Annotated in this window: 20 protein-coding genes and 1 pseudogene; 5 read left to right on the top strand and 16 right to left on the bottom strand. The window is 59.6% G+C overall.

Going from position 1 to position 24,080, the window contains the following annotated elements:
- Nucleotides 1–85 precede the first annotated feature (85 nt).
- On the bottom strand, nt 86–553 hold the full coding sequence (locus EAH78_RS10655; RefSeq protein WP_027923861.1) for a ferritin-like domain-containing protein: 468 nt from the start codon (nt 551–553) through the stop codon (nt 86–88).
- A 204-nt stretch (nt 554–757) separates the two neighbouring features.
- On the opposite strand from EAH78_RS10655, the gene EAH78_RS10660 reads away from it, so the two are divergent.
- Nucleotides 758–994, top strand: coding sequence for a DUF3820 family protein (locus EAH78_RS10660; RefSeq protein ID WP_007949456.1), 237 nt, complete (start codon nt 758–760; stop codon nt 992–994).
- A gap of 18 nt (nt 995–1,012) precedes the next feature.
- Complete coding sequence (locus tag EAH78_RS10665; RefSeq protein ID WP_140667507.1) at nt 1,013–2,194, top strand: aminotransferase class V-fold PLP-dependent enzyme; 1,182 nt, start codon at nt 1,013–1,015, stop codon at nt 2,192–2,194.
- A gap of 2 nt (nt 2,195–2,196) precedes the next feature.
- Here the strand turns inward: EAH78_RS10665 and EAH78_RS10670 are convergent, their stop codons facing one another.
- The 4 genes from EAH78_RS10670 to zwf form a co-directional block, all read right to left on the bottom strand.
- Nucleotides 2,197–2,922: an intradiol ring-cleavage dioxygenase gene (locus tag EAH78_RS10670; RefSeq protein WP_140667508.1), complete on the bottom strand. Its 726-nt coding sequence runs from the start codon at nt 2,920–2,922 to the stop codon at nt 2,197–2,199.
- Between the two features lie 274 nt (nt 2,923–3,196).
- Nucleotides 3,197–3,862 (bottom strand): bifunctional 4-hydroxy-2-oxoglutarate aldolase/2-dehydro-3-deoxy-phosphogluconate aldolase, encoded by a 666-nt coding sequence (locus tag EAH78_RS10680; RefSeq protein ID WP_140667510.1) that lies wholly within the window; start codon nt 3,860–3,862, stop codon nt 3,197–3,199.
- Between the two features lie 17 nt (nt 3,863–3,879).
- Entirely contained in the window at nt 3,880–4,593 is a 714-nt protein-coding gene (gene pgl, locus EAH78_RS10685; RefSeq protein ID WP_140667511.1) for a 6-phosphogluconolactonase, read from the bottom strand.
- A complete protein-coding gene (zwf, locus tag EAH78_RS10690; protein WP_140667512.1) occupies nt 4,580–6,049 on the bottom strand; it encodes a glucose-6-phosphate dehydrogenase in 1,470 nt (489 codons plus the stop codon). Before zwf ends, pgl begins: the two co-directional genes overlap by 14 nt.
- Before the next feature lie 226 nt (nt 6,050–6,275).
- On the opposite strand from zwf, the gene EAH78_RS10695 reads away from it, so the two are divergent.
- Nucleotides 6,276–7,136 (top strand): MurR/RpiR family transcriptional regulator, encoded by an 861-nt coding sequence (locus EAH78_RS10695; RefSeq protein ID WP_175649041.1) that lies wholly within the window; start codon nt 6,276–6,278, stop codon nt 7,134–7,136.
- 153 nt (nt 7,137–7,289) lie between these two features.
- On the opposite strand, the gene EAH78_RS10700 is transcribed toward EAH78_RS10695, so the two are convergent.
- The 11 genes from EAH78_RS10700 to edd all read right to left on the bottom strand — a co-directional run bounded on the left by EAH78_RS10700 (nt 7,290) and on the right by edd (nt 20,935).
- On the bottom strand, nt 7,290–8,144 hold the full coding sequence (locus EAH78_RS10700) for a D-hexose-6-phosphate mutarotase (protein ID WP_140667513.1): 855 nt from the start codon (nt 8,142–8,144) through the stop codon (nt 7,290–7,292).
- A 128-nt stretch (nt 8,145–8,272) separates the two neighbouring features.
- A complete protein-coding gene (locus EAH78_RS10705) occupies nt 8,273–9,619 on the bottom strand; it encodes a carbohydrate porin (RefSeq protein ID WP_140667514.1) in 1,347 nt (448 codons plus the stop codon).
- A 188-nt stretch (nt 9,620–9,807) separates the two neighbouring features.
- The gene (locus tag EAH78_RS10710; RefSeq protein ID WP_140667515.1) at nt 9,808–10,968 is read right to left on the bottom strand and encodes an ABC transporter ATP-binding protein; all 1,161 of its coding nucleotides are present in this window, start codon (nt 10,966–10,968) and stop codon (nt 9,808–9,810) included.
- Nucleotides 10,969–10,970: 2 nt separating this feature from the next.
- Nucleotides 10,971–11,816: a carbohydrate ABC transporter permease gene (locus tag EAH78_RS10715; RefSeq protein WP_140667516.1), complete on the bottom strand. Its 846-nt coding sequence runs from the start codon at nt 11,814–11,816 to the stop codon at nt 10,971–10,973.
- The gene (locus EAH78_RS10720; RefSeq protein WP_017340433.1) at nt 11,809–12,717 is read right to left on the bottom strand and encodes a carbohydrate ABC transporter permease; all 909 of its coding nucleotides are present in this window, start codon (nt 12,715–12,717) and stop codon (nt 11,809–11,811) included. Before EAH78_RS10720 ends, EAH78_RS10715 begins: the two co-directional genes overlap by 8 nt.
- 148 nt (nt 12,718–12,865) lie before the next feature.
- Nucleotides 12,866–14,158, bottom strand: a complete 1,293-nt coding sequence (locus EAH78_RS10725; protein WP_140667517.1) for an ABC transporter substrate-binding protein — start codon at nt 14,156–14,158, stop codon at nt 12,866–12,868.
- A 117-nt stretch (nt 14,159–14,275) separates the two neighbouring features.
- Nucleotides 14,276–15,535 carry an AGE family epimerase/isomerase gene (locus EAH78_RS10730; RefSeq protein ID WP_140667518.1) on the bottom strand — a complete coding sequence of 420 codons (1,260 nt, stop codon included), beginning with the start codon at nt 15,533–15,535 and terminating at the stop codon, nt 14,276–14,278.
- 235 nt (nt 15,536–15,770) lie between these two features.
- The gene (locus EAH78_RS10735; RefSeq protein ID WP_140667519.1) at nt 15,771–17,240 is read right to left on the bottom strand and encodes an ATP-binding protein; all 1,470 of its coding nucleotides are present in this window, start codon (nt 17,238–17,240) and stop codon (nt 15,771–15,773) included.
- A complete protein-coding gene (locus EAH78_RS10740; protein WP_140667520.1) occupies nt 17,230–17,961 on the bottom strand; it encodes a response regulator in 732 nt (243 codons plus the stop codon). Before EAH78_RS10740 ends, EAH78_RS10735 begins: the two co-directional genes overlap by 11 nt.
- A 191-nt stretch (nt 17,962–18,152) precedes the next feature.
- Nucleotides 18,153–19,112 carry a glucokinase gene (locus tag EAH78_RS10750; RefSeq protein ID WP_140667521.1) on the bottom strand — a complete coding sequence of 320 codons (960 nt, stop codon included), beginning with the start codon at nt 19,110–19,112 and terminating at the stop codon, nt 18,153–18,155.
- The gene (gene edd / locus EAH78_RS10755) at nt 19,109–20,935 is read right to left on the bottom strand and encodes a phosphogluconate dehydratase (RefSeq protein ID WP_027922964.1); all 1,827 of its coding nucleotides are present in this window, start codon (nt 20,933–20,935) and stop codon (nt 19,109–19,111) included. The genes EAH78_RS10750 and edd overlap by 4 nt, the downstream gene beginning before the upstream one ends.
- A 221-nt stretch (nt 20,936–21,156) precedes the next feature.
- On the opposite strand from edd, the gene gap reads away from it, so the two are divergent.
- Nucleotides 21,157–22,158, top strand: coding sequence for a type I glyceraldehyde-3-phosphate dehydrogenase (gap, locus tag EAH78_RS10760; protein WP_027922963.1), 1,002 nt, complete (start codon nt 21,157–21,159; stop codon nt 22,156–22,158).
- A gap of 654 nt (nt 22,159–22,812) precedes the next feature.
- A pseudogene (locus EAH78_RS33260) lies at nt 22,813–23,778 on the top strand (chemotaxis protein); the annotation flags it as partial.
- Between the last annotated feature and the right edge of the window lie 302 nt (nt 23,779–24,080).

Here is a 24,080-nt window from a genome sequence, read left to right on the forward strand (position 1 = left end):
TCGCCACAGGGATTAATGTAACGGCACAAATAGCGGGCACAAAAAACGCCGGACTGGCTGGCGTTTTTTGACAGGCAACGAACGCTTACGAGCGTGCGCGAGCCTGGTTACGCAGGGCTTTCACCTGGTCATGATTGCGTTGCACGCCGTGGTATTGACGTTCAACCAGATCACGAATACCCACCAGGTTGTGCTTGTTGATTTTCTCCATGGCTTCGCGGTAAGCCTTCAGCGCATGGTCTTCACCGCGTTCGGCTTCATTCAACACGGCCTCTTCGTCCTTGCCGGTGAACATCGACTTCACGTCAACCCAACGACGGTGCAGGTCGCCGCTGACACTGGTGGACGTTTCTGGATCACCGCCCATCGAGCGCACGGCGGATTGCAGTTCAGCAGCGGCAGTGGCGCAATCGGCGGAACGTTGAACGAACAGCGTTTTAAGTTCTGGGTGCTTGATGTCTTCAGCGCAAGTCTTGAACCCTTCCTGACCGTCTTTGCTGGTTTCAATCAGGTCGTTGAGTACAGAGATGGCTTCTTTATTCATGTCGGTCATTTTTCAATTCCTTGCGGGTTGATGAAAGATGTAATGACTATTGCACCCTGCATGCCAGCTTCTGACCGATAACTTATTCGTTATTTTTCAAAGAGTTAAATAAAACAACAAAATCTGTATCCGTTTTTTTTGCATGATCTGTCAATTGGCCTGCATGCAGAATGCCTGTATTTTTCAAACGCATAGAATCAAGACGACCCACTGATGAACCCTGAAAAACTCGAACTGCTGATCACCCGCGAAATGCCCTTTGGCAAATACAAAGGCCGGATCATTGCCGACTTGCCCGGCCAGTACCTGAACTGGTTCGCCCGGGAAGGATTTCCCCATGGCGAACTGGGTGGCTTGCTGGCCCTGATGCAGGAGATCGACCACAACGGCTTGTCGGAACTGCTCGAACCCCTACGCGCCAAACATGGCAAACCTGCGCCCCGCCATTGATCCTGACCCGAGTAGCCCATGCCCGATAACACCCGCCGCGCCCGTGATGAATCCTTCTGGCTGACCTTTGCCGACCGCTACGCTGTCGAGCCCGGCCCGATCAACCTGGAAAACGGTTACTTCGGGCGCATGTCTCGAACGGTGGTCGAGGAATACCAGCGCAACATCGAGCTCATCAATCGCAGCAACTCGGTGTATGTGCGCCAGCGCTTCGAACAGGGCGAAACCCAGAAGATCAGCGCGCAATTGGCTGAGTTGGTGGGCGTGCCTGCCGACACCGTCGCCCTGACCCGCAACGCTTCGGACGGCTTGCAATCGTTGATCCGCAACTACAACTGCCTGCAATCGGGCGATCAAGTGCTGTTCAGCGATCTGGAATACGACACCGTCAAAGGCGCGATGCGTTGGCTGGCGCGCAATCGCGGGGTCGAGGTGATCGAAATCAATCACGCCCACCCCGCCAGTTTCGACAGTCTGCTGGCCAGCTACCGCGACGCGTTTGCGCGTTATCCCAAGCTCAAACTGATGGCCCTGACTCACGTTACCCACCGCACCGGCCTGGTGATGCCAGTGCAAGCGATTGCCGCCGCTGCCAAGGAACACGGGGTCGATGTAATCCTCGATGGCGCCCACGCACTGGGGCAGATCGATTTCAAACTCGACGAACTCGGTGTCTCCTTCGCCGGCTTCAACCTGCACAAGTGGATCGGTGCACCGCTGACCCTGGGCTTCATCTACATCGCGCCCGAGCGCCTGGCCGATATCGACCCGGACATGGGCGAGATGCATTTCCCGATTACCGATATTCGTGCGCGCACGCCATACAGCACGCCCAATATTCCGGCGCTGCTGACCTTGCCGCTGGTGTTCGAGGAACATCAGGCCATGGGCGGATCCGCCGCCAAGAGTGCCCGGCTCAACTACTTGCGTAATCTGTGGGTGCGCGAAGTGCGCGAACTCCCGGGAATCGAAGTGATGACGCCGGATGATCCTCGCCTGTATTGCGGCATCACGTCGATGCGCTTCACCCGACAGGCCGATCAACAACCGATGGTCGAGCGGCTGCTCAACGACTACAACCTGTTTACCGTGATGCGCAGCGGTGCCGCGAGTGGCCCGTGCATTCGCATCACGCCGGGCCTGACCACCACCGCCGCACACATGCAACGGCTGGCCCGGGCGCTGAACGAGCTGCGTTGAAGTCATACGGTGTATTTGTCGAAGTCCTCGGGCTTGATGTGCGATGACACCGCGAAGGTGTCGATACCAATGGTCGTGGAGCCGAAGTAGCCATCTTCATTCGAATCCCGACTGACGGTGTGCACGGTCAAGGTCGACGCTTCGCCGTCGTGGTCCTTGTAGTAAACGTCCTCGTCGTTGTTCAGCGCCAAGGCCTTTCGACCGCCATACTCACGGGAGTTGAGGACCGAGCGCGACGCCACCTCCGGCAAGTAAAGCTGACCGACCCAGGCGACATGCCGTTCTTCCAGGTAATTGTTGCCGGCGGTGATGCGCACGGCGACATGAATGTGCAACGCGCGGCCGGCGTAGAACCCCGGATAGATCGTGGCAAACCGCACGATGCCTTTCCTGTCGGTGAATTGCCCGCCACGCAGGTAAGTGTCGTCGTCGGTGCGCGGGACCGAGCCGATATCACCGTTGTCGACTTCCTTGTCTGGATCAATCCTGCTCCAGCCCGAATAGGACCCGCGCGCATTGCAATGCCAGATATCGACCAGCGCGCCGCTGACAGGCTGCCCGGTCATGGCATCAACAATCGTCAGGCGTAGCACCAGGGGAACGCCATCGGCGCCTTCGCTGATGTTGCGCCTGATCAGTTTCGGATTGCGAAAATACGGGCCGGCGATCTGTTCGGGAGACAGCAGGCAAACCGGTGATGTGGGTGTAACTGAGGTGTTGTCGTCCATGACGTTCTCTCTTCCATAAGATGAACGCAGGCTAGCATTGGCCGACTGTCGTTATGCGGTAACTATGTATCGCACGATGCCTTGTGGGAGCGGCGGTCGACGATTCGACTTGCTCGCGAAAGCGGTCTGACAGTCAACATCTGCATTGGATGTGACGGCCCCTTCGCGAGCAAGCCCGCTCCCACAGGTTTTTTTTGCGGGCAAAAAAAACGGTGCACCGACCAAGCGCACCGTAAAGCCGTAGAACACACAACGAAGTGTCAGGTAAAGCTGATCAGTCCAGCAGCGCCAAAGCCTCGGCGGTGCATTCCTGAATGCGGGCCCAGTCGCCGTTCTTGATCCACTCGGGATCAAGCATCCAGCTACCGCCCACGCACATGACGTTTTTCAACGCCATGTAGCTCTTGATATTGGCCGGGCCGACGCCGCCAGTCGGGCAGAATTTCACATCGCCGAACGGACCGCCGAGGGCCTTGATGGCGGCGACGCCACCGCTGACTTCCGCCGGGAACAGCTTGAATCGGCGATAGCCCAGGCCATAGCCTTCCATGATGCCGGAGGCGTTGCTGATCCCTGGCAACAGCGGGATCGGGCTGTTGACGCTGGCTTCGAGCAAATCACGGGTGATGCCCGGCGTGACGATGAACTGCGAACCGGCCGCTTCGGCAGCGGCGAGCATGTGGCGATCAAGCACGGTACCGGCACCGGTCATCAGTTCCGGGCGCTGTTCGCGCAGGATCTGGATGGCCTTGAGGCCGAACTGCGAACGCAAGGTCACTTCCAGGGCGGTCAGGCCACCGGCGGCCAGAGCGTCGGCCAATGGCAGCACGTCCTGTTCGCGAGCGATAGTGATCACCGGCAGAATCCGCGCCTTGGCGCAGAGGCTGTCGATCAGGGCAACTTTGTCCGCCATGGAAACGGTCGGGGATGGGGTTGTCATAGCGGCTGTTCCTTGGCTCATGGGCACCAGTAAATCTCTAACGTAGGTTGCAAAAACGCGCGAATCGGCATGGCGGCGACATCGTCGACGGCCAATGCGGCACTCAGGGTGGTCAGCTTGGACTGACCGGAAATCGACAGCACTTTGTGTTTGGCCGACGCCAGCAGCGCACGGCTCATGGTCAGGCGCTGATGCGGCACGGTTGGCGCCAACATCGGGTAGCAACGACGTGTGCCGTCGACTTTCAAGGCGTCGGCCAGGTTCGGGCTGTTCGGGAACAACGAGGCGGTGTGGCCGTCGTCGCCCATGCCCAGCACCAGCACGTCGATCACCGGCAGTTCAGACAACAAACGGTCGGCCTGCTCGGCTGCCTGTTCGAGGTTGGCGCTGGCGCTGTACAGACTCAGGAACTGCGCCTTGGCCGCCGGGCCCTGCAACAGATAACGCTTGAGCAGACCGGCATTGCTGTCGACATGTTCGACCGGCACCCAGCGCTCGTCGGCCAGGCTGACCACCACGTTCGACCAGTCCAGCGCCTGCTTGGCCAGGTGCTGGAAAAACGCCACCGGGCTGCGGCCACCGGACACCACCAGCGTGGCGGTGCCCTGAGCTTCGATCGCTTCGCTCAGTTGTTTGGCAACCGTCAGAGCCAACGCTTGCGCCAACAACACCGGGCTCTTGAACTCATGGGCGCTGACGCCCTGAGGCAGTTTCAAATCAGATATCGCCATACCACGACCTCCCGTCCCGCGTGATCAGAGCAATGGAGCTCATCGGCCCCCAGGACCCGGCCGCATAAGGCTTGGGCGCATCACCGGATTTTTTCCACCCGGCGATCAACTGGTCACACCACTTCCACGCGGCTTCGATTTCATCTTTACGGACAAACAGGTTCTGATTGCCGCGCATCACTTCCAGCAACAACCGCTCGTAGGCATCGGGAATCCGCGCGCTGCGATAAGTGTCGGAAAAATTCAGCTGCAACGGACCGCTGCGCAGCTGCATGCCCTTGTCCAGGCCTTGTTCTTTGGTCATCACGCGCAAGGAAATACCTTCGTCCGGTTGCAGGCGGATGATCAGCTTGTTGCTGATTTGCAGGCGCTGCTCGGGGGCGAAGATGTAGTGCGACGGTTCCTTGAAGTGGATGACGATCTGCGACAGTTTCTGCGGCATGCGCTTGCCGGTACGCAGGTAAAACGGCACGCCGGCCCAACGCCAGTTGCGGATATCGGCACGCAAGGCGACGAAGGTTTCGGTGTCGCTCTGGGTGTTCGAATTCGGTTCTTCCAAGTAACCCGGCACCGGCTTGCCTTCGCTGTAGCCGGCGATGTACTGACCGCGCACCACCTGAGTGGTCAGGCCTTCCGGGCTGATCGGCGCCAGCGCCTTGAGGACTTTGACTTTCTCGTCGCGGATGCTGTCGGCGGACAGGTCGGCCGGCGGGTCCATGGCGATCAGGCAAAGCAGTTGCAGCAGGTGATTCTGGATCATGTCCCGCAGCTGCCCGGCCTTGTCGAAGTAACCCCAGCGGCCTTCAATCCCGACCTTCTCGGCCACGGTGATTTCCACGTGGGAGATGTAGTTCTGGTTCCACTGGGTTTCGAACAGGCTGTTGGCGAAACGCAGGGCGATGAGGTTTTGAACCGTCTCTTTGCCCAGGTAATGGTCGATGCGGTAGGTGCGGTTTTCCGGGAAAAACTGCGCTACGGCGTCGTTGACCTTGCGCGAGGATTCCAGGTCCGAACCGATGGGTTTTTCCAGCACCACACGGGTGTTTTCCGCGAGCCCGACCTTGGCCAGGTTCTCGCAAATCGCGCCGTACACCGCGGCCGGCGTGGCGAAGTAGGCAATCACGCGCTGGGCACTACCGGCCATGTCGGCCAGGGCGATGTAATCGTCAGCGTTGAGGAAGTCCACGTGCAGGTAGCTCAGTCGCGCCAGAAAGCGCTCGACCACCGCTTCGTCCAGCTCTTTGGCGCCCACATAACGACGCAGTTCGGTGCCGATGAATGCCAGATGCTCCTGCTCAGTGCCGGGCTCGCGGGCCAGCGCGATAATGCGCGTATCCTCGTGCAGAAGGCCTGCGCCATCGAGTTGATAGAGGGCAGGAAACAGCTTGCGCAAGGCCAGATCGCCGAGGGCGCCGAACAAGGCAAAGGTGCACGGTTCAACCGTAATCGAAGGCATGATGTTTGTTCTTTTATCAAGTTAAGCTACAAATACCTTTTTTCAAGGCATCGCTCAAGAGAAAATGTAGTAATAACCACAACATTTTCGCAAAATACAGATTCCGAGTGGTAGCCGGTCGGAGCCATCAGTAGGATAGGCCACCGTTTGGGGCCGCATCAAAGGCCCTTTTGGCATAGCCGAACTCTAATTTGCGCTGCTGACCCAAGGAACATATATGGACCGCGTGCGAAATTTACTGGAACAGATCCAGAATCGCCTTGAAGACTTGAACAAGGCTGAACGTAAAGTCGCCGAAGTGATCCTGCTCAACCCACAGCAGGCCACCCGGTTCAGCATCGCCGCGCTTGCCCAGGCCTCCAAGGTCAGCGAGCCGACCGTTAACCGCTTCTGCCGTTCGTTCGGTGTCAGCGGCTACCCGGAACTCAAACTCCAGTTGGCCCAGAGCCTGGCCAGTGGCGCGGCGTATGTCAGCCGCGCGGTCGAGGCCGATGACAATCCTGAAGCCTATACAAAGAAGATTTTCGGCAGCGCCATCGCCTCGCTGGACAGTGCCTTGCAGGCGTTGGACCCGAACCTGATCAGCCGCGCCGTCGACCTGTTGATCCAGGCGCGGCAGATCCACTTCTTCGGCCTCGGCGCCTCGGCCCCGGTGGCGCTGGATGCGCAGCACAAATTCTTCCGCTTCAACCTGGCCGTCACCGCCCATGCCGACGTGCTGATGCAACGCATGATTGCGTCGGTCGCGCACACCGGCGAATTGTTCGTGATCATTTCCTACACCGGCCGCACCCGCGAACTGGTGGAAGTGGCGCGCATCGCCCGTGAGAACGGTGCTTCGGTGCTGGGCCTGACCGCTGAGGGTTCGCCCTTGGCCAAGGCCAGTACGCTGAGCCTGAACATTCCGCTGCCGGAAGACACCGACATCTACATGCCGATGACCTCGCGCATCATCCAACTGACCGTGCTGGACGTGCTGGCGACCGGCATGACGCTGCGCCGCGGGGTGGATTTCCAGCCGCATTTGCGCAAGATCAAAGAGAGCCTGAATGCGAGCCGGTATCCGGTGGGGGATGAGTTTAACTAACCCGACATCTCGGCTGACTGACCCGGCCTCTTCGCGAGCAAGCCCGCTCCCACAGTGGATCTGTTTTGAACACAAATGCTGTGTCTACTGAAGATCCAATATGGGAGCGGGCTTGCTCGCGAAGGGGCCAGCCGCAACACCGCCAGCCTTGAGCTAACCCCCCACCCGCGCCTGCAAACTCAAATGCGCCCTCTGCCCCGGCGCCAGGCTCAGGCTGTGCGCGCCGCCGCTCGCCGCCTCGACACAGACAAACTCGGAAATTTCGTTCCAGCTCACCCCCAGCAACGGTCGTGTCCCCGGATGCCAGACCACGGTGTCGGCATCGTCACCGGTGTCGATGCACAACTCACGCTGCCAGGCGTGATCCTTGAGCTGTAATTCGCCGTCATGCTGGAACACTCGCTGACAGCCTCCGTCCACACGCAGCTCACCTTCCTGCTGGCAACTCTGGCGGTTCAACTGGTCGTAACCGTGTGCGCCATCGAGCCCAGACAGCGCTATCTCACCCACATCACCAATACGCCAGTAAGCGTGCAAGGCCTGACTCAGTTGGCAGGGCAAGGTGTCTTGATGCTCGGTGCTCAGGCGCAAATCCATGCGTTCGCCGAGGTGCGCATGCAGGTCCACTTCCCAGTCGCACAACTGAAGTTGCCAGTGCAATCGCACGCCATCGTCATCGTGGCTACTGTCGAGCAGCTTCCAATCGACCAACCGTGCCCAACCATGGGAAGGCCAGGCGTTTTCGCTCGGATGACGGCCGTACCACGGCCAGCACACGGGCACACCACCTCGAATCGCCCCCACCTGCGGCCACTTCGCCGCGCACCACAGCCATGGCTTTTGACCAGTGGGCTGGAAATGCAGCAACTGCGCGCCCTGGCGACTGAACACCGCCTGACATAGCGGATGGTCGATCACCAATACGTCGCGCTTCTGATAGCGCTCCCACGCAAACACCGGACGTTCGCGCAAGGATTTGAAGAAGCGTTGTAGCGGATGCTCATGCATGTGCCACGGTCCTGAAAATCATGGGGGTGTACTCATACTTTTGTGCCCCCCTCGCCACACAAAAAAAAGCGGACAGCCTGGGCTGTCCGCAAATATGCGCACATAGAGAGGAGCTTATCGCAACAGCGTTAGAACACCGACTGAATTTTCAGGCCGGCCACCAGCGCGTTATCGACTTCATCCACACCGCCTGGGTGAGTGATGTATTGCAGGTTAGGACGCACAGTCAGCCAGTTGGTAACGTGGAAGCCGTAGTTGATTTCGTAGTTGTACTCGGTGGTCTGCAGTGGCGAGAACAGTGGATCTTCGTACTCAGTCACATTGTTGGCCGCGTTGGTCGCTTCTTCGTTTTTCTTCACGTCATCGTTGACATGGATGCGGGCGAAACCGATGCCCACGTCATCTTTAGGACGCGCATCGAACGGGCCCTTGTACACAAACATCAGCGACTGGTAGTTGTCGACGACGTTGGTGTCCTTGTCGTGGAACGTCGCGTTGGCCGCAATGTTCAGACCGCGAGTCTTGTCACCGTTGTGGCTGGTGAGTTGTTGCTGCGCAACGAACCAGTAGCCGTGCTTGCTGCTGTGGCTGCGGTAGGCGTTGCCGCTGGTGGCCGCATCATTACCGTTGTCGTCCTTGAGAACGTCATTGGCTTCGGCGGTGCTTTTGTAGTAACCGACACGGTATTCGCCCGGCAGGCTGTTAGGGTTAGGCAGCCAGACCAGTTCGACCGGCAACACGGTGCCGGCGGTGCCGCTGCCGCTGAGCTTGAAGCCGTTGCCGTGCTCCAGCTGCGACGGGTTCTGGTTGTACGCGCCGATCTGCGCATAGAACTCAGGCGAAATGTTGTACTTCACACGGACCGCAGCCTGCATGACCGGCCAGTTGTACCAGATGTTGGTGGCCCAGTTACCCACTTGGGAACCGCAGAACGCCAGGTTCTGGAACTCGCACGGGAAGGTGTTGAAGTCTTCGCCTTCACCGAAGTAACCGGCCTTGACGTCCAGTTTGCCGTCGAGGAACTGGTGCTTGATCCACAACTGGGTCAGACGGACCATGTGGCCGCGGCCGTAGACTTCCTGCGAGGAACTCAAGGTGCCGGTACGCGGGTCGCCGACACGGTCATTGGAGATGTTTTCACCGTTACGGTTGGTCAGCTGGATCTTGGCCTGGGTGTTATCCCAACCAAACAGCTTTTCCAGGTCCAGTGCCGCCCCCAGGCCGAACTGGTCCGCGTAACGCGCGGTTTTGTCGTTGTTGTAGCCACCGTGGAGGTTGCCACCGACTTCACCGACGTAGTCCATCTTGATGTCGATGCCTTGCTCGATCAGCTTGGTCCGCTCGCCACCCCAATCACCGGTCATCCATTCCGAATCAGCGCTGAACGCGTCAGCCGCGTGCACACTACCGGCCAGCATCATGGCTGCAACTGCTGACAACTGGCAGATAAGCTGAGCGTTGTTGTTCTTCTTCATCCCTACATCCTCGTTTTATTGTTATTAACTGTGTTCTAACGCGGTTACATCTGGCGCGGAGAGCGACAGGCCGCTCACCGCATATCCCCCTGTGGGAGCTGGCTTGCTCGCGAAGAGGCCGGCACATTCAGCATCCACGCTGACTGACACACCGCTTTCGCGAGCAAGCCCGCTCCCACATTTGATCTTTACCGGCCTTTGAATTGTGCGATGTTGCCTACCGATGCTTCGGTCTTAGGCGCGCCGGCCACCCCCAGACGCTCCCCGGTCTTGGCGTCGAACAACAACACTTTCGATGGATCGAATTGCAGGGTCAGGGTCTCGCCCGGAGCCGGTGCAACATCCGGTGCCAGACGGCAGCAGACTTTGGTTTCATTCAGACTGACGAACACCAGGGTGTCGGGACCGGTCGGTTCGGTGACCTGGACTTCGGCGCGAATGGTCGGCAAACCGTTCGGCTCGCCGTTCGCCAGCACGATCTGCTCGGGGCGCATGCCGAGGATCACTTCACGGTCTTCGAGCCCGGCATCCTGCATGCCCAGCGGCAATTCGCAACGGGCCTGGCCGCTGTCGAGCAGCGCGAACAGTCGACCGTCCTTGCGCTGCAAACGCAGGGGGATGAAGTTCATCGGCGGTGAACCGATGAAGCTCGCCACGAACAAGTTGGCCGGGTTGTTGTAGATGTCTTTCGGCGTACCGAACTGCTGAATGATCCCGTCCTTCATCACCGCCACCTTGTCGCCCAGGGTCATCGCTTCGATCTGGTCGTGGGTCACGTAGACCGTGGTGGTTTTCAGGCGCTGGTGCATCAGTTTCATTTCGGTGCGCATCTCGACCCGCAGCTTGGCGTCGAGGTTGGACAGCGGTTCGTCGAACAGGTAGATCTTCGGCCGACGCGCCAGGGCACGGCCCATGGCCACGCGCTGTTGCTGACCACCGGAGAGCTGGCCGGGCTTGCGGTTGAGCAGGTGTTCGATCTGCAACAGCTTGGACACCCGCGCCACTTCCGTTTCGATGTCGGCGGCGGGCATTTTGCGAATCTTCAAGCCGAAGGCGATGTTCTCGCGCACGCTCATGGTCGGGTACAGCGCGTAGGACTGGAACACCATGGCGATGTCGCGGTCTTTCGGGCTCATGCCGCTGACGTCCTGGTCATCGATCATGATCGCGCCGCCGGTGATGGTTTCCAGGCCGGCGATGCAATTCATCAGGGTCGATTTGCCGCAACCCGAAGGTCCGACCAGGATCAGGAACTCACCGTCCTTGATCGACAGATGGATGTCCTTGAGGGTGTCCGGCAGACCCGGGCCATAAGTCTTGTTTACATTGCGAAGTTCGAGCGTAGCCATGATTACCCCTTGACTGCGCCGGCCGTCAGCCCGCGCACGAAATACTTGCCTGCGACCACATAGACCAGCAGGGTCGGCAGCCCGGCGATCATCGCCGCCGCCATATCAACGTTATATTCCTTGGCCCCGGTACTGGTGTTGACCAGGTTGTTCAGCGCGACCGTGATGGGTTGCGAGTCCCCACTGGAGAACACCACGCCGAACAGGAAGTCGTTCCAGATCTGGGTGAACTGCCAGATCAGGCAGACCATGATGATCGGGGTGGACATCGGCAGGATGATCAGGCGGAAGATCGTGAAGAAACCCGCGCCATCGAGCCGCGCCGCCTTCACCAGCGCATCGGGAACGCTGACGTAGTAGTTACGGAAAAACAGCGTGGTGAACGCCAGGCCGTAGACTACGTGCACGAACACCAGGCCCGTGGTGGTGCTGGCCAGGCCCATCTTGCCGAGGGTGAACGAGGCCGGCAGCAGGACGGTCTGGAACGGCAGGAAGCAACCGAACAACAGCAAACCGAAGAACAACTGCGACCCGCGAAAGCGCCACATCGACAGGACGTAACCGTTCAACGCACCGATGGCGGTGGAGATCAAAACTGCCGGAACGGTGATCTTGATCGAGTTCCAGAAGTACCCATCAACGGTGCCCCAGGCCTTGATCCAGCCAATGCCGGTAACCACGGTTGGCCAGCTCAGCAGGTTGCCGGTGTTGATGTCTTCCGGCGTTTTGAAACTGGTCAACAGCATGACCACCAGCGGTATCAGGTACAGAAATACCGCAAGGATCAACACCGCGTAGATCGCGATGCGACTCAGGCTGATGGAAGGTTTGGCAGCGAAACTAGTCATGACGCTTGGTCCTCAGCTCGGAGTACAGGTAAGGCACGATGATTGCGAGAATCGCACCGAGCATCAGAATCGCACTGGCCGAGCCCATGCCCATCTGGCCGCGACTGAAGGTGAAGGAATACATGAACATTGCAGGCAAATCGGAGGAGTAACCCGGGCCGCCGGCCGTCATTGCCGCCACCAGGTCGAAACTCTTGATCGCGATGTGGGCCAGGATCATCACGGCGCTGAAGAACACCGGGCGCAGGCTGGGCAACACCACTTTCAGGTAAATGCGCGGCATGCTCGCGCCATCGATCTGGGCGGCACGGATGATCGATTGATCCACGCCACGCAGGCCGGCGAGGAACATCGCCATGATAAAGCCCGAGGCTTGCCAGACTGCAGCGATCACCAGGCAATACACCACGCGATCCGGGTCGATCAGCCAGTCCAGGCGAAAGCCTTCCCATCCCCAGTCACGCAGCAATTTGTCCAGGCCCATGCCCGGGTTGAGCAGCCATTTCCAGGCGGTACCGGTGACGATCATCGAGAGCGCCATCGGGTACAGGTAAATGGTGCGAATGAAACCTTCGCGACGAATGCGCTGGTCAAGAAACACCGCGAGCAGCACACCGATCACCAGCGTGATGCCGATGAACATGCCGCCGAACACTGCGAGGTTCTTGCTGGCTACCCACCAACGGTCGTTGTCGAACAGCCGTTGGTATTGCGCCAGGCCTGCCCATTTGTAAGTCGGCAGAAAGGTCGAACTGGTGAACGACAGAACGAACGTCCACAGGATGTAGCCATAGAAGCCCACCAGAACGATGAACATGCTCGGCGCCAGCACCAGTTTGGGCAGCCAGCGTTGCAATGCATCGAACGGCGAGGCCTTGCTGAACACAGCAACAGAACTCATGGGGAAATCCAGTACGAGAGAAAATTTACGTTGGAAATGCTTCCCCTTGTAGGAGTGAGCCTGCTCGCGATCGCTGAGTGTCAGTCTCTGGATGTATCAACTGATACACCGCGATCGCGAGCAGGCTCGCTCCTACAGGGGCCAAGCATTACTTGGCAGACTTGACCGCTGCGCCGAGTTTCTTGGCGGCATCGGCAGGGTCGGCTTTCGGGTCGTTGATGTAGTTGGTCACCACATCAAAGAACGCACCCTGTACGGCCAGCGTGGTCGCCATGTTGTGCGCCATGCTCGGCTGCAGGCCGCCAGACTTGGCATCCGCCAGGAAGTCCTTGGCAGCGGTCTGGGCGCAGGCGTCGAAACCGTACTTGTCCATGTCCTTCAGCATGTCGTCGCGAACCGGGATCGAGCCCTTGTTGATGCTGAAGACTTTCTGGAAGTTCTCACCCATGACGATCTTGGCGATGTCCTGCTGACCGGCCGCAGTGCCCGCGTCTTTCTGCTTGAACACGGCCAGGGAGTCGATGTTGTAGGTGAACGCCTTGTCGGTGCCCGGGAACGCTACGCACTCGTAGTCCTTGCCGGCGACTTTCTTGGCCGCGGTCCATTCGGACTTGGCCCAGTCACCCATGATCTGCATACCGGCCTTGCCGTTGATGACCTTGGCCGCTTCCAGGTTCCAGTCCTGGCCTTTGCCGTCGACGTCCATGTAGGTCGCGACTTTCTTCAGCTCGGTCAGCGCCTTGACCATTTCCGGACCGGTCAGCGCAGCGTTGTCCAGATCGACCAGGGCTTTCTTGTAGCCATCGACACCCATGACCGAAAGCACCACGGCTTCGAACACGGTGCTGTCCTGCCAAGGCTGACCGCCGTGGGCGAGCGCAATGAAGCCAGCAGCCTTGAGCTTGTCGCCGGCGGCGTAGAATTCTTCGAGGGTGGTCGGGTTTTTGGTAATGCCGGCTTTCTTGAATACTTCCGGGTTGATCCACAGCCAGTTGACGCGGTGAATGTTCACCGGCACGGCCACGTAATTACCTTCGTACTTCACGGTATCGGAGACTTTCTTGTCGAGCAGGCTGTCCCACTTTTCCGACTTGGCAACGTCTTTCAGGACGTCGGTGTCGAGCAGACCGGTAGACGCCCATTCCTGGATGTCCGGCCCTTTGATCTGCGCCACACCTGGCGGGTTACCGGCAACGGCGCGGCTCTTGAGCACGGTCATGGCGGTAGCACCGCCACCACCGGCCACAGCGCCGTCCTTCCAGGTGAAGCCGTCTTTTTCGACTTGAGCCTTGAGCACATCGACCGCTGCTTTTTCACCACCCGAGGTCCACCAGTGAACGACTTCCACGGAACCTTTGGATTCGGCGGCAAGCACACTGAGAGGGATCGCAGACAGGGAGACGAGAGAAATGACAGTAGCGAGGCGAGAAATCGCATTCATCTAGAAGTACCTTTCTTGTTGTTATGCATGCAAGTCTGGTGCTTGCGCTGCATAGGATTTTAAACAGGAGTTATCCCCTCGCAGGTAACGAAGGGACGCTTGAATGTCACCACATGGTTACACAGGAGCGCTCTGGGACAACCTTGCCAGAGCCGTGGCCATGCTCGGCGCCAGTGGCAATCGTGGAATCAATACGGCTTGCCAGGCGTGATACAGGTCGGGTTTGCCGGCCCAGATATCGGCGCTTGGGCGGTTTTGCGGGTCGAGTTCATGGTGCCAACTGCCGTCGCAACGGTCTATGAAATGACTGTCACAGAATTCCCAGAACAGCCGGTACCAGGTTTCGTATTGTTCATCGCCGGTGCGTTTGAGCAGCGCGCTGGCAGCGGCGCTGGCTTCGCAATGGGTCCAGTGCAGGCGATGACGAACTACCGCGCGGTTGTCCCAGTCGAGGGTGTAGACAATTCCCGGCAACCCATCGATGCCCCAACCGTGACGGCAGTTGTGGTCGAAGAGTTTTTGCGCGTCGGTGGCCAGCCAGCCCGGCGTGAGCATGCCGGCCTGAACCCGCGCTGCCTCGAGGTGCAGCAGCAGGCGCGCCCATTCAAAACCGTGGCCCGGTGTGGTGCCGTAGGGGCGGAAACCGTCGGCCGGGTTGTCGTGGTTGTATTCCCGCAGCGGCTGCCAGTCGCGGTCAAAATGCTCGACCACCAGGTAATCATTAGCGGCCGCGTGACCATGGATGACACGCTCGACGATGCGCTGCGCACGACACAGCCAACGGCTTTCTTCGGTGACATCCGCCAAGGCAAGGAAAGCTTCGGTGGCGTGCATGTTGCTGTTGGCTCCCCGATAGGCTTCTTCTTCGCTCCAGTCACGGTTGAAGGACTCGCGCAGGGCGCCCTCCTCCTCGCTCCAGAAATGCGTGTCGATGATGTTGATCGCGTCATCGAGCAAAGCTTGAGCGCCGGGACGTTGCGCAACCACGGCAGAACTGGCGGCCAGGGCCACGAAGGCATGCAGGTAAGCGGCCTTGCCGGTGTTGTCATCCAGCGCATGAGCGACAGCAAACCAACCGCCATGCTCGGCATCGCGTAACGGGCCGCTGAGGGCCTGGACACCGTGATCCACCAGTTCGGCAAACCCCGGCAGCCCCTTAATATGCGCCATGGCGAAGCTGTGCGTCATGCGCGCGGTGTTCATGGTTTCGGCGCGGGCGTTGACCGGGAGATGGCCTTTTTCATCGAGATTGCCGAAGCCGTCCGGCAGCTTTGATGCCTTGGCGAATGCCAGCAGGCGCAGGCCCTCGGCGGCGAGCCACTGCTGATGGGCAGGTGCGTTCAGCCAACTGCTGAAGACCGGTTGGAAGGTGTCCATGGGGTGCCTTTTTTGTTGTTTTGACTGAGGGCAGTCTAAACAACGGGCGGGGGTGGGCTTGTAACGAAGGGGGCGAGTTATGTCACCGGCTTGTGACATTTGGCTTGAGAAATTTGTTTAATGGTCTGACGCCTTCGCGAGCAAGCCCGCTCCCACATTCGATCGAGTTCATCCAGCTGGAATGCGATTGAATGTGGGAGCGGGCTTGCTCGCGAAGAACGATAACTCGGTATTACTAATCAACACTGCGCGGCAACTGAAGCGTCACCCGCAACCCGCCCTCACGCAGGTTTTGCAGGCTGACCTCCCCACCATGGCTATGCGCAATATTGCGCGCAATCCCCAACCCCAGCCCATAACCCTGCTGCTGCCCGGCCAGGCGGAAGTGCGGTTCAAAGACCTGTTCCAATCGCTGCTCCGGCACGCCCGGCCCTTCGTCGTCGACGTGAAGGATGAACGCGCTCTCATCGTCATCAATGTGCAAATGCGCGTTCTGCCCATACTTGAGGGCGTTGTCGATTAGGTTGCCAATGCAGCGTTTTAGCGCCAGTGGTTTGCCCGGATACGCCGCCAGCGCCCGGCCCTGCTGGGTCACGCGACCATTGCCGTTAGGCGCCAGGTACGGTTCCACCAGGCAATCGAGTACGTGGTTGAGGTCCACCGGTTCGATGTTTTCGTGAATGTCGGTGTCTTTCACGCATTGCAGCGCGCCTTTGACCAGCAACTCCAACTCATCCAGATCACGCCCGAACTTGGCTTGCAGCTTCTCGTCTTCCAGCAATTCCACGCGCAGGCGCAAACGGGTGATGGGCGTGCGCAGGTCGTGGGAAATCGCGCTGAACAACTGGCTGCGTTCTGTCAGGTAACGGCTGATCCGTTCGCGCATGGCATTAAACGCGCGACCCACTTCGACCACTTCACTACCGCCGCCCTCGGCCACCGGTTGCACATCTGCCCCCAGCGACATGTCGCGCGCGGCCCGCGCCAAACGCTTGAGTGGGCGGCTTTGCCAGTGCACCAGCAAGCCGATGAACAACAGCAAAAAGCTGCTGGTGAGGACGATGAACCAGACCTGTTGCGCCGGCAGGCCTTGTTCTTCAAGACTGGTGTAAGGCTCGGGCAGCAATGACGCGATGTACAGCCATTCCCCCGGCGCCATCTGGATTTGCGTGACCAGCACGGGTGGATTGACCGGTTCGAGGGTCAACGCGTAATGCGCCCAGGAGCGTGGCAATTCATCGAGTTTCAGCCCGCTGTTAAAGATCCGCAGGTCTTCGGGGCTGACGAAAGTCACCGAGATATCCGTGTCATGGCCCAGGGATTCGCGCAGCACCTGGTCCACGGCATTGAGCACCGCTTCCTTGCGCGGGGTGATCGGCAGCACTTCCATCCCCAGGGGTTTGTCGTTGAGCGTCACCACAAAACGGGTGCCACCCATGCTGCGCAACTGATCCAGTACCAACGGCCTGAAAGCGACGGGCAATGAACGGAAATAACTCACGCTGGCCGTCATCGAATGCGCCAGGCTGCGGGCGGCAGTGACCAGGCCTTCAAGCTGCGTGGCACGCAATTGCGAGACCCAGATCACGCTCGACAACGTCTGCGCGAACAGCACCGCCAGCAGCGTCAGCAGCAACATCCGCCCGAGCAGCGAACGGGGCACCGGCACGCGGGCGGCGAGTTTGTTCAGAAACTCAGTGGCCATTGCTGGCAACCACATTGGCTGCCAGTTGGTAGCCGCTGCCGCGTACGGTGCGGATCAGTCGTGGCGGTTTTTCCGTGTCTCGCAGACGCTGACGCAAGCGGCTGACCGCCATGTCGACGATACGGTCCAGCGGCATCAGATCGCGCCCCCGGGTGGCGTTGCCAATGGTGTCGCGGTCGAGGATTTCCTGCGGGTGATCGAGGAACAGTTTCAGCAGCGCGAAGTCGGCGCCGGACAGAATCACTTCTTCGCCATCGGTGTGGAACAGCCGATGGCTGACCATGTCCAGGCGCCAGTCGTCGAAGGCCAGCACTTCACCGCCATTACGTTCCTGACCGAATTGCGCGCGACGCAACAAGGCTTTGATGCGCGCCTGCAATTCTCGTGGGCTGAAAGGTTTGCCGAGGTAATCGTCGGCGCCGAGTTCCAGGCCGATAACCCGGTCGGCCTCGTCGGAACTGGCGGTGAGCATGATGATCGGCACCTGTGCCTGACGCGGGTGCTGGCGAACCCAGCGGCACAGGCTGAAGCCGTCTTCGTCCGGGAGCATCACGTCGAGGATCACCAGATCGCTCGGGGCCTCGTTCAGGGCCTGGCGAAAACCGGCGCCATCGGGCGTGGTACGAACCTGGAAACCGGCGCGAGTCAGGTAGGTATCCAGCAACTCGCGTATCTCTTGATCGTCATCGACCAACAAAATCGACTTGTTGACTGAGCTCACGGGGCGGCGTCCTTGTTGTTTGAATTGGGCGGATTATGCCTTAAGCACTGAATCTACAAACACCACATAACCAATGTGGGAGCGGCGGTGCGACGATTCGACTTGCTCGCGAAAGCGGTTTTACATTCAACACATTCGTTGACTGACACTCCGCTTTCGCGAGCAAGCCCGCTCCCACATTTGACCGTATTTCAAACTGGAATGGATTGCTCCAATGCCACACCCGCGCCCATCAGGCCGGAATACGGCGCGGTCACCAGCCACACCGGGATGCCTTTGAAGTAATCGCTCATGCAGCCTTTATCGGCGAAGCACCGGGCAAATCCGCTTTCAAGAAAGAAATCGGCAAACCGCGGGATCACGCCACCGACGATGTACACGCCACCGCGCCCACCGGTGGTCAGCACGTTGTTGCCGGCCACGCGGCCGAGCCAGCAGCAGAACTGCTCCAGCACTTCCAGCGCAATCGGATCCCCCGCGAGCCCGGCAGCGGTGATCGCTTCCGGTGTTTCGAGCACTGGTGTGTGACCGTCCACTGCACAAATCGCCCGGTAAACCCGTGGCAAGCCGCCGCCGCTCAACGCGGTTTCAGCGCTGACATGGCCGATCTCATTGAAGATGTGTTGCCACAGCTGCGTTTCCCGCGGGCTGCTCAGCGGCAAATCGACGTGACCGCCCTCCCCCGGCAACGCGGCAAACCGCCCTTCGCCAAGGTCCAGCAATGTCCCGACGCCAAGGCCTGTGCCCGGGCCAATCACCACCGCAGGGCGCAACGGTTCCGGCGTGCCTTCGCAAACCACCCGAAACTCGCCCGGCTGCAAACGGGTCATGCCCAGCGCCATCGCCGAGAAGTCGTTGACCAGCAACAATTGCTCGACCTGCAAGGTCTTGCAGAAAGCCTTGCGGCTCAGGCGCCAGTGATTGTTGGTGAACCTGAATTCATCACCACTCACCGGGCCGGCGACCGACAAGCACACCGAGCCGATCGAACCCAACGCCAGACCGAGCCCGCTCAGGTAGAGGGCAATCGCCTCTTCCGGGCTGGCGTGGTCAGCCGTCGCCAGCACCTGGACGCTTTCCAATTGCTGGTTTTTCCACAACGCGAAACGTGCGTTGGTCCCACCGATGTCACCGACCAAAGCCAGTTTCAATTAAGCGTCTCCAGGGCAGAAGTGAAGGCGCTGGCGCCCTGCTCTGCGGAGCTGAAGGCCATGCGCATGAAACCAAACAGCTCCCGTCCGCTGCCAATGTTATTGCCCAACAGGCCTTTGGCAGGTTCGCGCGCCGCGAATTCGTCGGCGTCCACCTTAAGCTCCAAGGTGCCTTTGACGCCATCGACGCGGATGATATCGCCCTCTTGCACCCGCGCCAAAGCGCCACCGACATACGCTTCGGGGCTGACGTGAATCGCCGCCGGGATTTTCCCCGAGGCGCCAGACATGCGCCCGTCCGTGACCAACGCCACTTTGAAGCCACGATCCTGCAGCACGCCAAGGAACGGCGTCATCTTGTGCAGTTCCGGCATGCCGTTAGAGCGTGGGCCCTGGAAGCGCATCACGGCGACAAAATCCTTCTCCAGCAGACCGGCCTTGAAGGCGTCTGCCAGATCCTGCTGATCCTGGAACACCATGGCCGGTGCTTCGACGATCTGGTTTTCCAGCGCCACGGCCGAGACTTTCATCACGCCACGGCCGAGGTTGCCTTCCATCACGCGCAAACCGCCTTCTGGGGAGAACGCACGTGCGACCGGGCGCAGGATGCTTTCGTCGAGGCTGTCGGTCACGCCTTCGCGCCAGACCAATTCGCCGTTATCGAGGAACGGTTCCATGGTGTAACGGCGCAGGCCGTGACCGAGCACGGTGTTGACGTTTTCGTGGAGCAGCCCGGCGTCCAGCAGTTCGCGGATCAGGAACGACATGCCGCCCGCTGCCTGGAAGTGGTTGATGTCGGCTTTGCCGTTCGGGTAGACGTGGCTCAGGGTCGGCACGACTTCGGAGAGGTCGGCCATGTCCTGCCAGGTCAACTGGATGCCCGCCGCCATGGCGATGGCCGGCATGTGCAAGGTGTGGTTGGTCGAGCCGCCGGTGGCGTGCAATGCCACGATGGAGTTGACCAGCGAGCGCTCGTCGACGATTTCGCCGATCGGCATGAAGTCGCCGTTCTGCTTGGTCAGACGCGTCACCTGATGCGCCGCTTCGCGGGTCAGGGCATCGCGCAACGGCGTGTTCGGGTTGACGAACGAGGCGCCCGGCAAGTGCAGGCCCATGACTTCCATCAGCAACTGGTTGGTATTGGCGGTGCCGTAAAAAGTGCAGGTGCCGGGGCTGTGGTAGGAATTCATTTCCGACTCCAGCAGCTCTTCGCGGCTGGCCTTGCCTTCGGCATAGCGCTGGCGCACATCGGCTTTCTGCTTGTTGGAAATGCCCGAGACCATCGGCCCGCCCGGCACAAAAATCGTCGGCAGATGACCGAAACGCAACGCGCCCATCATCAGGCCCGGCACGATCTTGTCGCAGATGCCGAGCATCAGCGCGCCGTCGAACATGTTGTGGGACAACGCCACGGCGGTGGACATCGCGATCACTTCGCGGCTCGGCAGGCTCAGTTCCATGCCCGGCTCGCCCTGGGTCACGCCATCACACATGGCCGGGGTGCCGCCGGCGAACTGGCCGACCGAACCGATCTCGCGCAGCGCTCGCTTGATCTGTTCCGGAAACACTTCGTACGGCTGATGCGCCGAGAGCATGTCGTTATATGACGAAACGATGGCGATGTTGGCGGAGTTCATCATCCGCAGGCTGTTCTTGTCTTCGGTGCCGCAACCCGCCACGCCGTGTGCGAAGTTGGCGCATTGCAGCTTGCCGCGCATCGGACCGTCGCTGGCCGCACCGCGAATCAGTGCAAGGTAGGCCTCACGCGTGGCGCGGCTACGGGCGATAAGCCGTTCAGTGACCTCAAGGACGCGGGGATGCATGTGTAGAACTCCAGGCTAACGGATGTGGCGACCTGATTGTCTATGCTGAACAAGGACCGTTGTGATTGGGATGACAAACGGTTTTTCTTGATCGGTCGGACCAGTTGATTCAGGTCACTCGTTGTAGATTGAACAAAATATTGCCATTAAAAAGGCTTGTTTTCTATTTTTATGCGAATAATCTTGTAATTCCAACAACAAAACGACGGCGGCCCAGTTAAATGACTCTTCGAATCGCAATCAATGGTTTTGGCCGGATTGGCCGCAACGTCCTGCGCGCACTGTATACCCAAGGTTATCGTCAAGACCTTCAGATCGTCGCCATCAACGATTTGGGTGACAGCGCAATCAACGCTCATCTGCTCAAGTACGACACTGTTCACGGCACGTTCGACGCCGATGTCCAGCACGACCAGGAGAGCCTGACGGTCAACGGCGACCGTATTGCGGTCAGCGCCATTCGCAACCCGGCCGAACTGCCTTGGGCTGCGGAAAAAATTGATGTCGTGTTCGAATGCACCGGTCTATTCACCGACCGCGCCAAAGCCGCCGCGCATATTACGGCCGGTGCGCGCAAAGTTATCATTTCGGCCCCGGCCAAGGGCGCCGACGCCACCGTGGTGTACGGGGTTAACCACGACATTTTGCGCCAGCACCACCAGATCATTTCCAACGCGTCGTGCACCACCAACTGCCTGGCGCCGGTGGCCCAGGTGCTGCACCGTGAACTGGGGATCGAAAGCGGTCTGATGACCACGATCCACGCCTACACCAACGACCAGAACCTGACCGACGTCTATCACACCGACCCGTACCGCGCCCGCTCCGCCACGCAGAACATGATCCCGAGCAAGACCGGTGCGGCTGAAGCGGTCGGCTTGGTGCTGCCCGAACTGGCGGGCAAACTGACCGGCATGGCCGTGCGTGTTCCCGTGATCAATGTGTCGCTGGTGGACCTGACCGTGCAACTGAAACGTGAAGCGTCGGCCGAAGAAGTGAATGCGCTGCTGAAAGAAGCCAGCCAGCATTCGAAAATTCTCGGTTACAACACCCTGCCGCTGGTTTCCAGTGACTTCAACCACAACCCGCTGTCGTCGATCTTCGACGCCAACCACACCAAATCCAGCGGCAAACTGCTGAAGGTGCTGGCCTGGTATGACAACGAATGGGGCTTCTCCAACCGCATGCTCGATAACTGCCTGGCGCTGTGCAACGCCGAGTAATCCAAGCCCCCCGGCGGAGATCCCCTTTGTAGGAGTGAGCCTGCTCGCGATAGCGGAGTGTCAGTCGACATAGTTGTTGAATGTCAGACCGCTATCGCGAGCAGGCTCACTCCTACAAGAGACCGCGTGTACCTGCACGATCCCGATCAAGCCTTAGTCGCGCAAACTGAGTCCGGCCGGAATCCCTACCGAGAATGTCCTGAATTCCTGGCCATTTCAGGGCTTTTTCCTGCGCAAACGTTCACCACCTACCGTTCGTCGGCAGCGGTTCATGCAACTGTCACACGGCGCCGATGTGCATTGAATGGCGCTGAATGGATTTGGCGTACCGAGTCGATCGCGACTCCTTGCCAACACCTCATCCATTTGTGAGTTCGCCCTATGTTCGACTCTCTCTCTATCCGTCTGAAAATCGTTTTGCTGTCCGGTCTGTGTCTGCTCGGTGTGGTTGCCCTGATCGTCGGCATGAACATTTACCAGACCAATCAGAACGATGATCTGGTCAGCGCCTCCAGCAGCAAGATGCTCACCGACAGTGTGCAGGACCTGCTGCAAGCCAAGGCTGCCGAACAAGCGGTGCGGGTGCAGAAAACCTTCGGCGAAACCCTGACGGTAGTGACTGCGCTGGCAGACCAGATCAAGGACATGCGCAACATGGCCGCCAAGCGTTCTATTGAGGCCGCAGCCCTGCGTGAAGAGTTGAACCAGAGCATCAAGACCGCGTTCGAGCGCAACGGCAAGGTATTGGGTGTCTGGTTGGCGTTCGAGCCCAATGGCCTGGATGGCAAGGACAGTGAATTCGTCAATGACGCGGTGCGCCAGTCCAACGAAGCCGGGCGTTTCGCCACGTATTGGAGCCGAGCTGGGGGCGAGGCGCTCAACACCATCATGGTCGAAGACGACATGACCAAAACCACCCTGAACCTCAGCGGCACGCCCTACAACGTTTGGTACACCTGCCCGCGTGACAGCAAGCGGACCTGCCTGCTCGACCCGTACGCCGATACCGTCGGCGCCAACAAAACAGAAGTGTTGATGACCACCATTTCCGTGCCGCTGCTGGTGGATGGAAAGTCCATCGGCGTGGTCGGTGTCGACATTGCCCTCGATACGCTGCAAGCGGCGGCGGTCGATTCCCAGCGTGAACTGTTCAACAGCGCCGGGCACATGCTGATCGTCTCGGGCACCGGCGTGCTGGCGGCCTACAGTGTCGACGCCGGTAAAGTCGGCAAGTCTATCGGCGATACCCTGGGCGCGGACGGCAAGGACATCCTGCAATTGCTCAGTGGTGGTGCTCCGAAGATTTTGCAGCAAGGCGACCTGATTCGCGCGGTGTACCCGGTCAGCCCGATCGCCGATGCGAAGGCCTGGGCCGTGGTGATCGACCTGCCTAAACAAGTGTTGCTGGCCGACTCGGTGAAACTGCAAGCCGTCCTCGATGACGCCCAGCAAAGCGGCACGATTAAAACAGTGCTGGTCTCCGTGATTGCCGGTCTGGTCGGCTTACTGCTGACCTGGCTCACCGCGTCGGGCGTGACCCGGCCGATCAACAGCGTGGCCGAAATGCTCAAGGCGATTGCCAGCGGCGACGGCGACCTGACCCAGCGTTTGCACTACAGCAAGAAAGACGAATTGGGCGAACTGGTCAGCTGGTTCAACCGCTTCCTCGACAAGCTGCAACCGACCATCGCGCAGATCAAGCAAAGCATTACCGACGCCCGCGGCACCGCCGACCAGTCTTCGGAAATCGCCCGTCAGACCAGCGAAGGCATGCAGGTGCAGTTCCGCGAAATCGACCAAGTCGCCACCGCGTCCAACGAAATGAGCGCCACCGCCCATGACGTTGCCAACAGTGCTTCGAACGCGGCCAACGCCGCCAAAGGCGCCGACCAGTCGGCCCGCGATGGCATGCAGATCATCGA

The sequence above is a fragment of the Pseudomonas arsenicoxydans genome, from assembly GCF_006438915.1.
GTDB classification, from domain to species: domain Bacteria; phylum Pseudomonadota; class Gammaproteobacteria; order Pseudomonadales; family Pseudomonadaceae; genus Aquipseudomonas; species Aquipseudomonas arsenicoxydans_A.

Coding starts and splice junctions, on each gene's coding strand:
- EAH78_RS10725 (WP_140667517.1), bottom strand. CDS start 14,158: ATGAATGCGATTTCTCGCCTCGCTACTGTCATTTCTCTCGTCTCCCTG.
- EAH78_RS10730 (WP_140667518.1), bottom strand. CDS start 15,535: ATGGACACCTTCCAACCGGTCTTCAGCAGTTGGCTGAACGCACCTGCC.
- EAH78_RS10680 (WP_140667510.1), bottom strand. CDS start 3,862: ATGACAACCCCATCCCCGACCGTTTCCATGGCGGACAAAGTTGCCCTG.
- gap (WP_027922963.1), top strand. CDS start 21,157: ATGACTCTTCGAATCGCAATCAATGGTTTTGGCCGGATTGGCCGCAAC.
- EAH78_RS10710 (WP_140667515.1), bottom strand. CDS start 10,968: ATGGCTACGCTCGAACTTCGCAATGTAAACAAGACTTATGGCCCGGGT.
- zwf (WP_140667512.1), bottom strand. CDS start 6,049: ATGCCTTCGATTACGGTTGAACCGTGCACCTTTGCCTTGTTCGGCGCC.
- EAH78_RS10665 (WP_140667507.1), top strand. CDS start 1,013: ATGCCCGATAACACCCGCCGCGCCCGTGATGAATCCTTCTGGCTGACC.
- EAH78_RS10660 (WP_007949456.1), top strand. CDS start 758: ATGAACCCTGAAAAACTCGAACTGCTGATCACCCGCGAAATGCCCTTT.
- EAH78_RS10715 (WP_140667516.1), bottom strand. CDS start 11,816: ATGACTAGTTTCGCTGCCAAACCTTCCATCAGCCTGAGTCGCATCGCG.
- EAH78_RS10700 (WP_140667513.1), bottom strand. CDS start 8,144: ATGCATGAGCATCCGCTACAACGCTTCTTCAAATCCTTGCGCGAACGT.
- EAH78_RS10655 (WP_027923861.1), bottom strand. CDS start 553: ATGACCGACATGAATAAAGAAGCCATCTCTGTACTCAACGACCTGATT.
- EAH78_RS10735 (WP_140667519.1), bottom strand. CDS start 17,240: ATGGCCACTGAGTTTCTGAACAAACTCGCCGCCCGCGTGCCGGTGCCC.
- EAH78_RS10720 (WP_017340433.1), bottom strand. CDS start 12,717: ATGAGTTCTGTTGCTGTGTTCAGCAAGGCCTCGCCGTTCGATGCATTG.
- EAH78_RS10670 (WP_140667508.1), bottom strand. CDS start 2,922: ATGGACGACAACACCTCAGTTACACCCACATCACCGGTTTGCCTGCTG.
- edd (WP_027922964.1), bottom strand. CDS start 20,935: ATGCATCCCCGCGTCCTTGAGGTCACTGAACGGCTTATCGCCCGTAGC.
- EAH78_RS10705 (WP_140667514.1), bottom strand. CDS start 9,619: ATGAAGAAGAACAACAACGCTCAGCTTATCTGCCAGTTGTCAGCAGTT.
- pgl (WP_140667511.1), bottom strand. CDS start 4,593: ATGGCGATATCTGATTTGAAACTGCCTCAGGGCGTCAGCGCCCATGAG.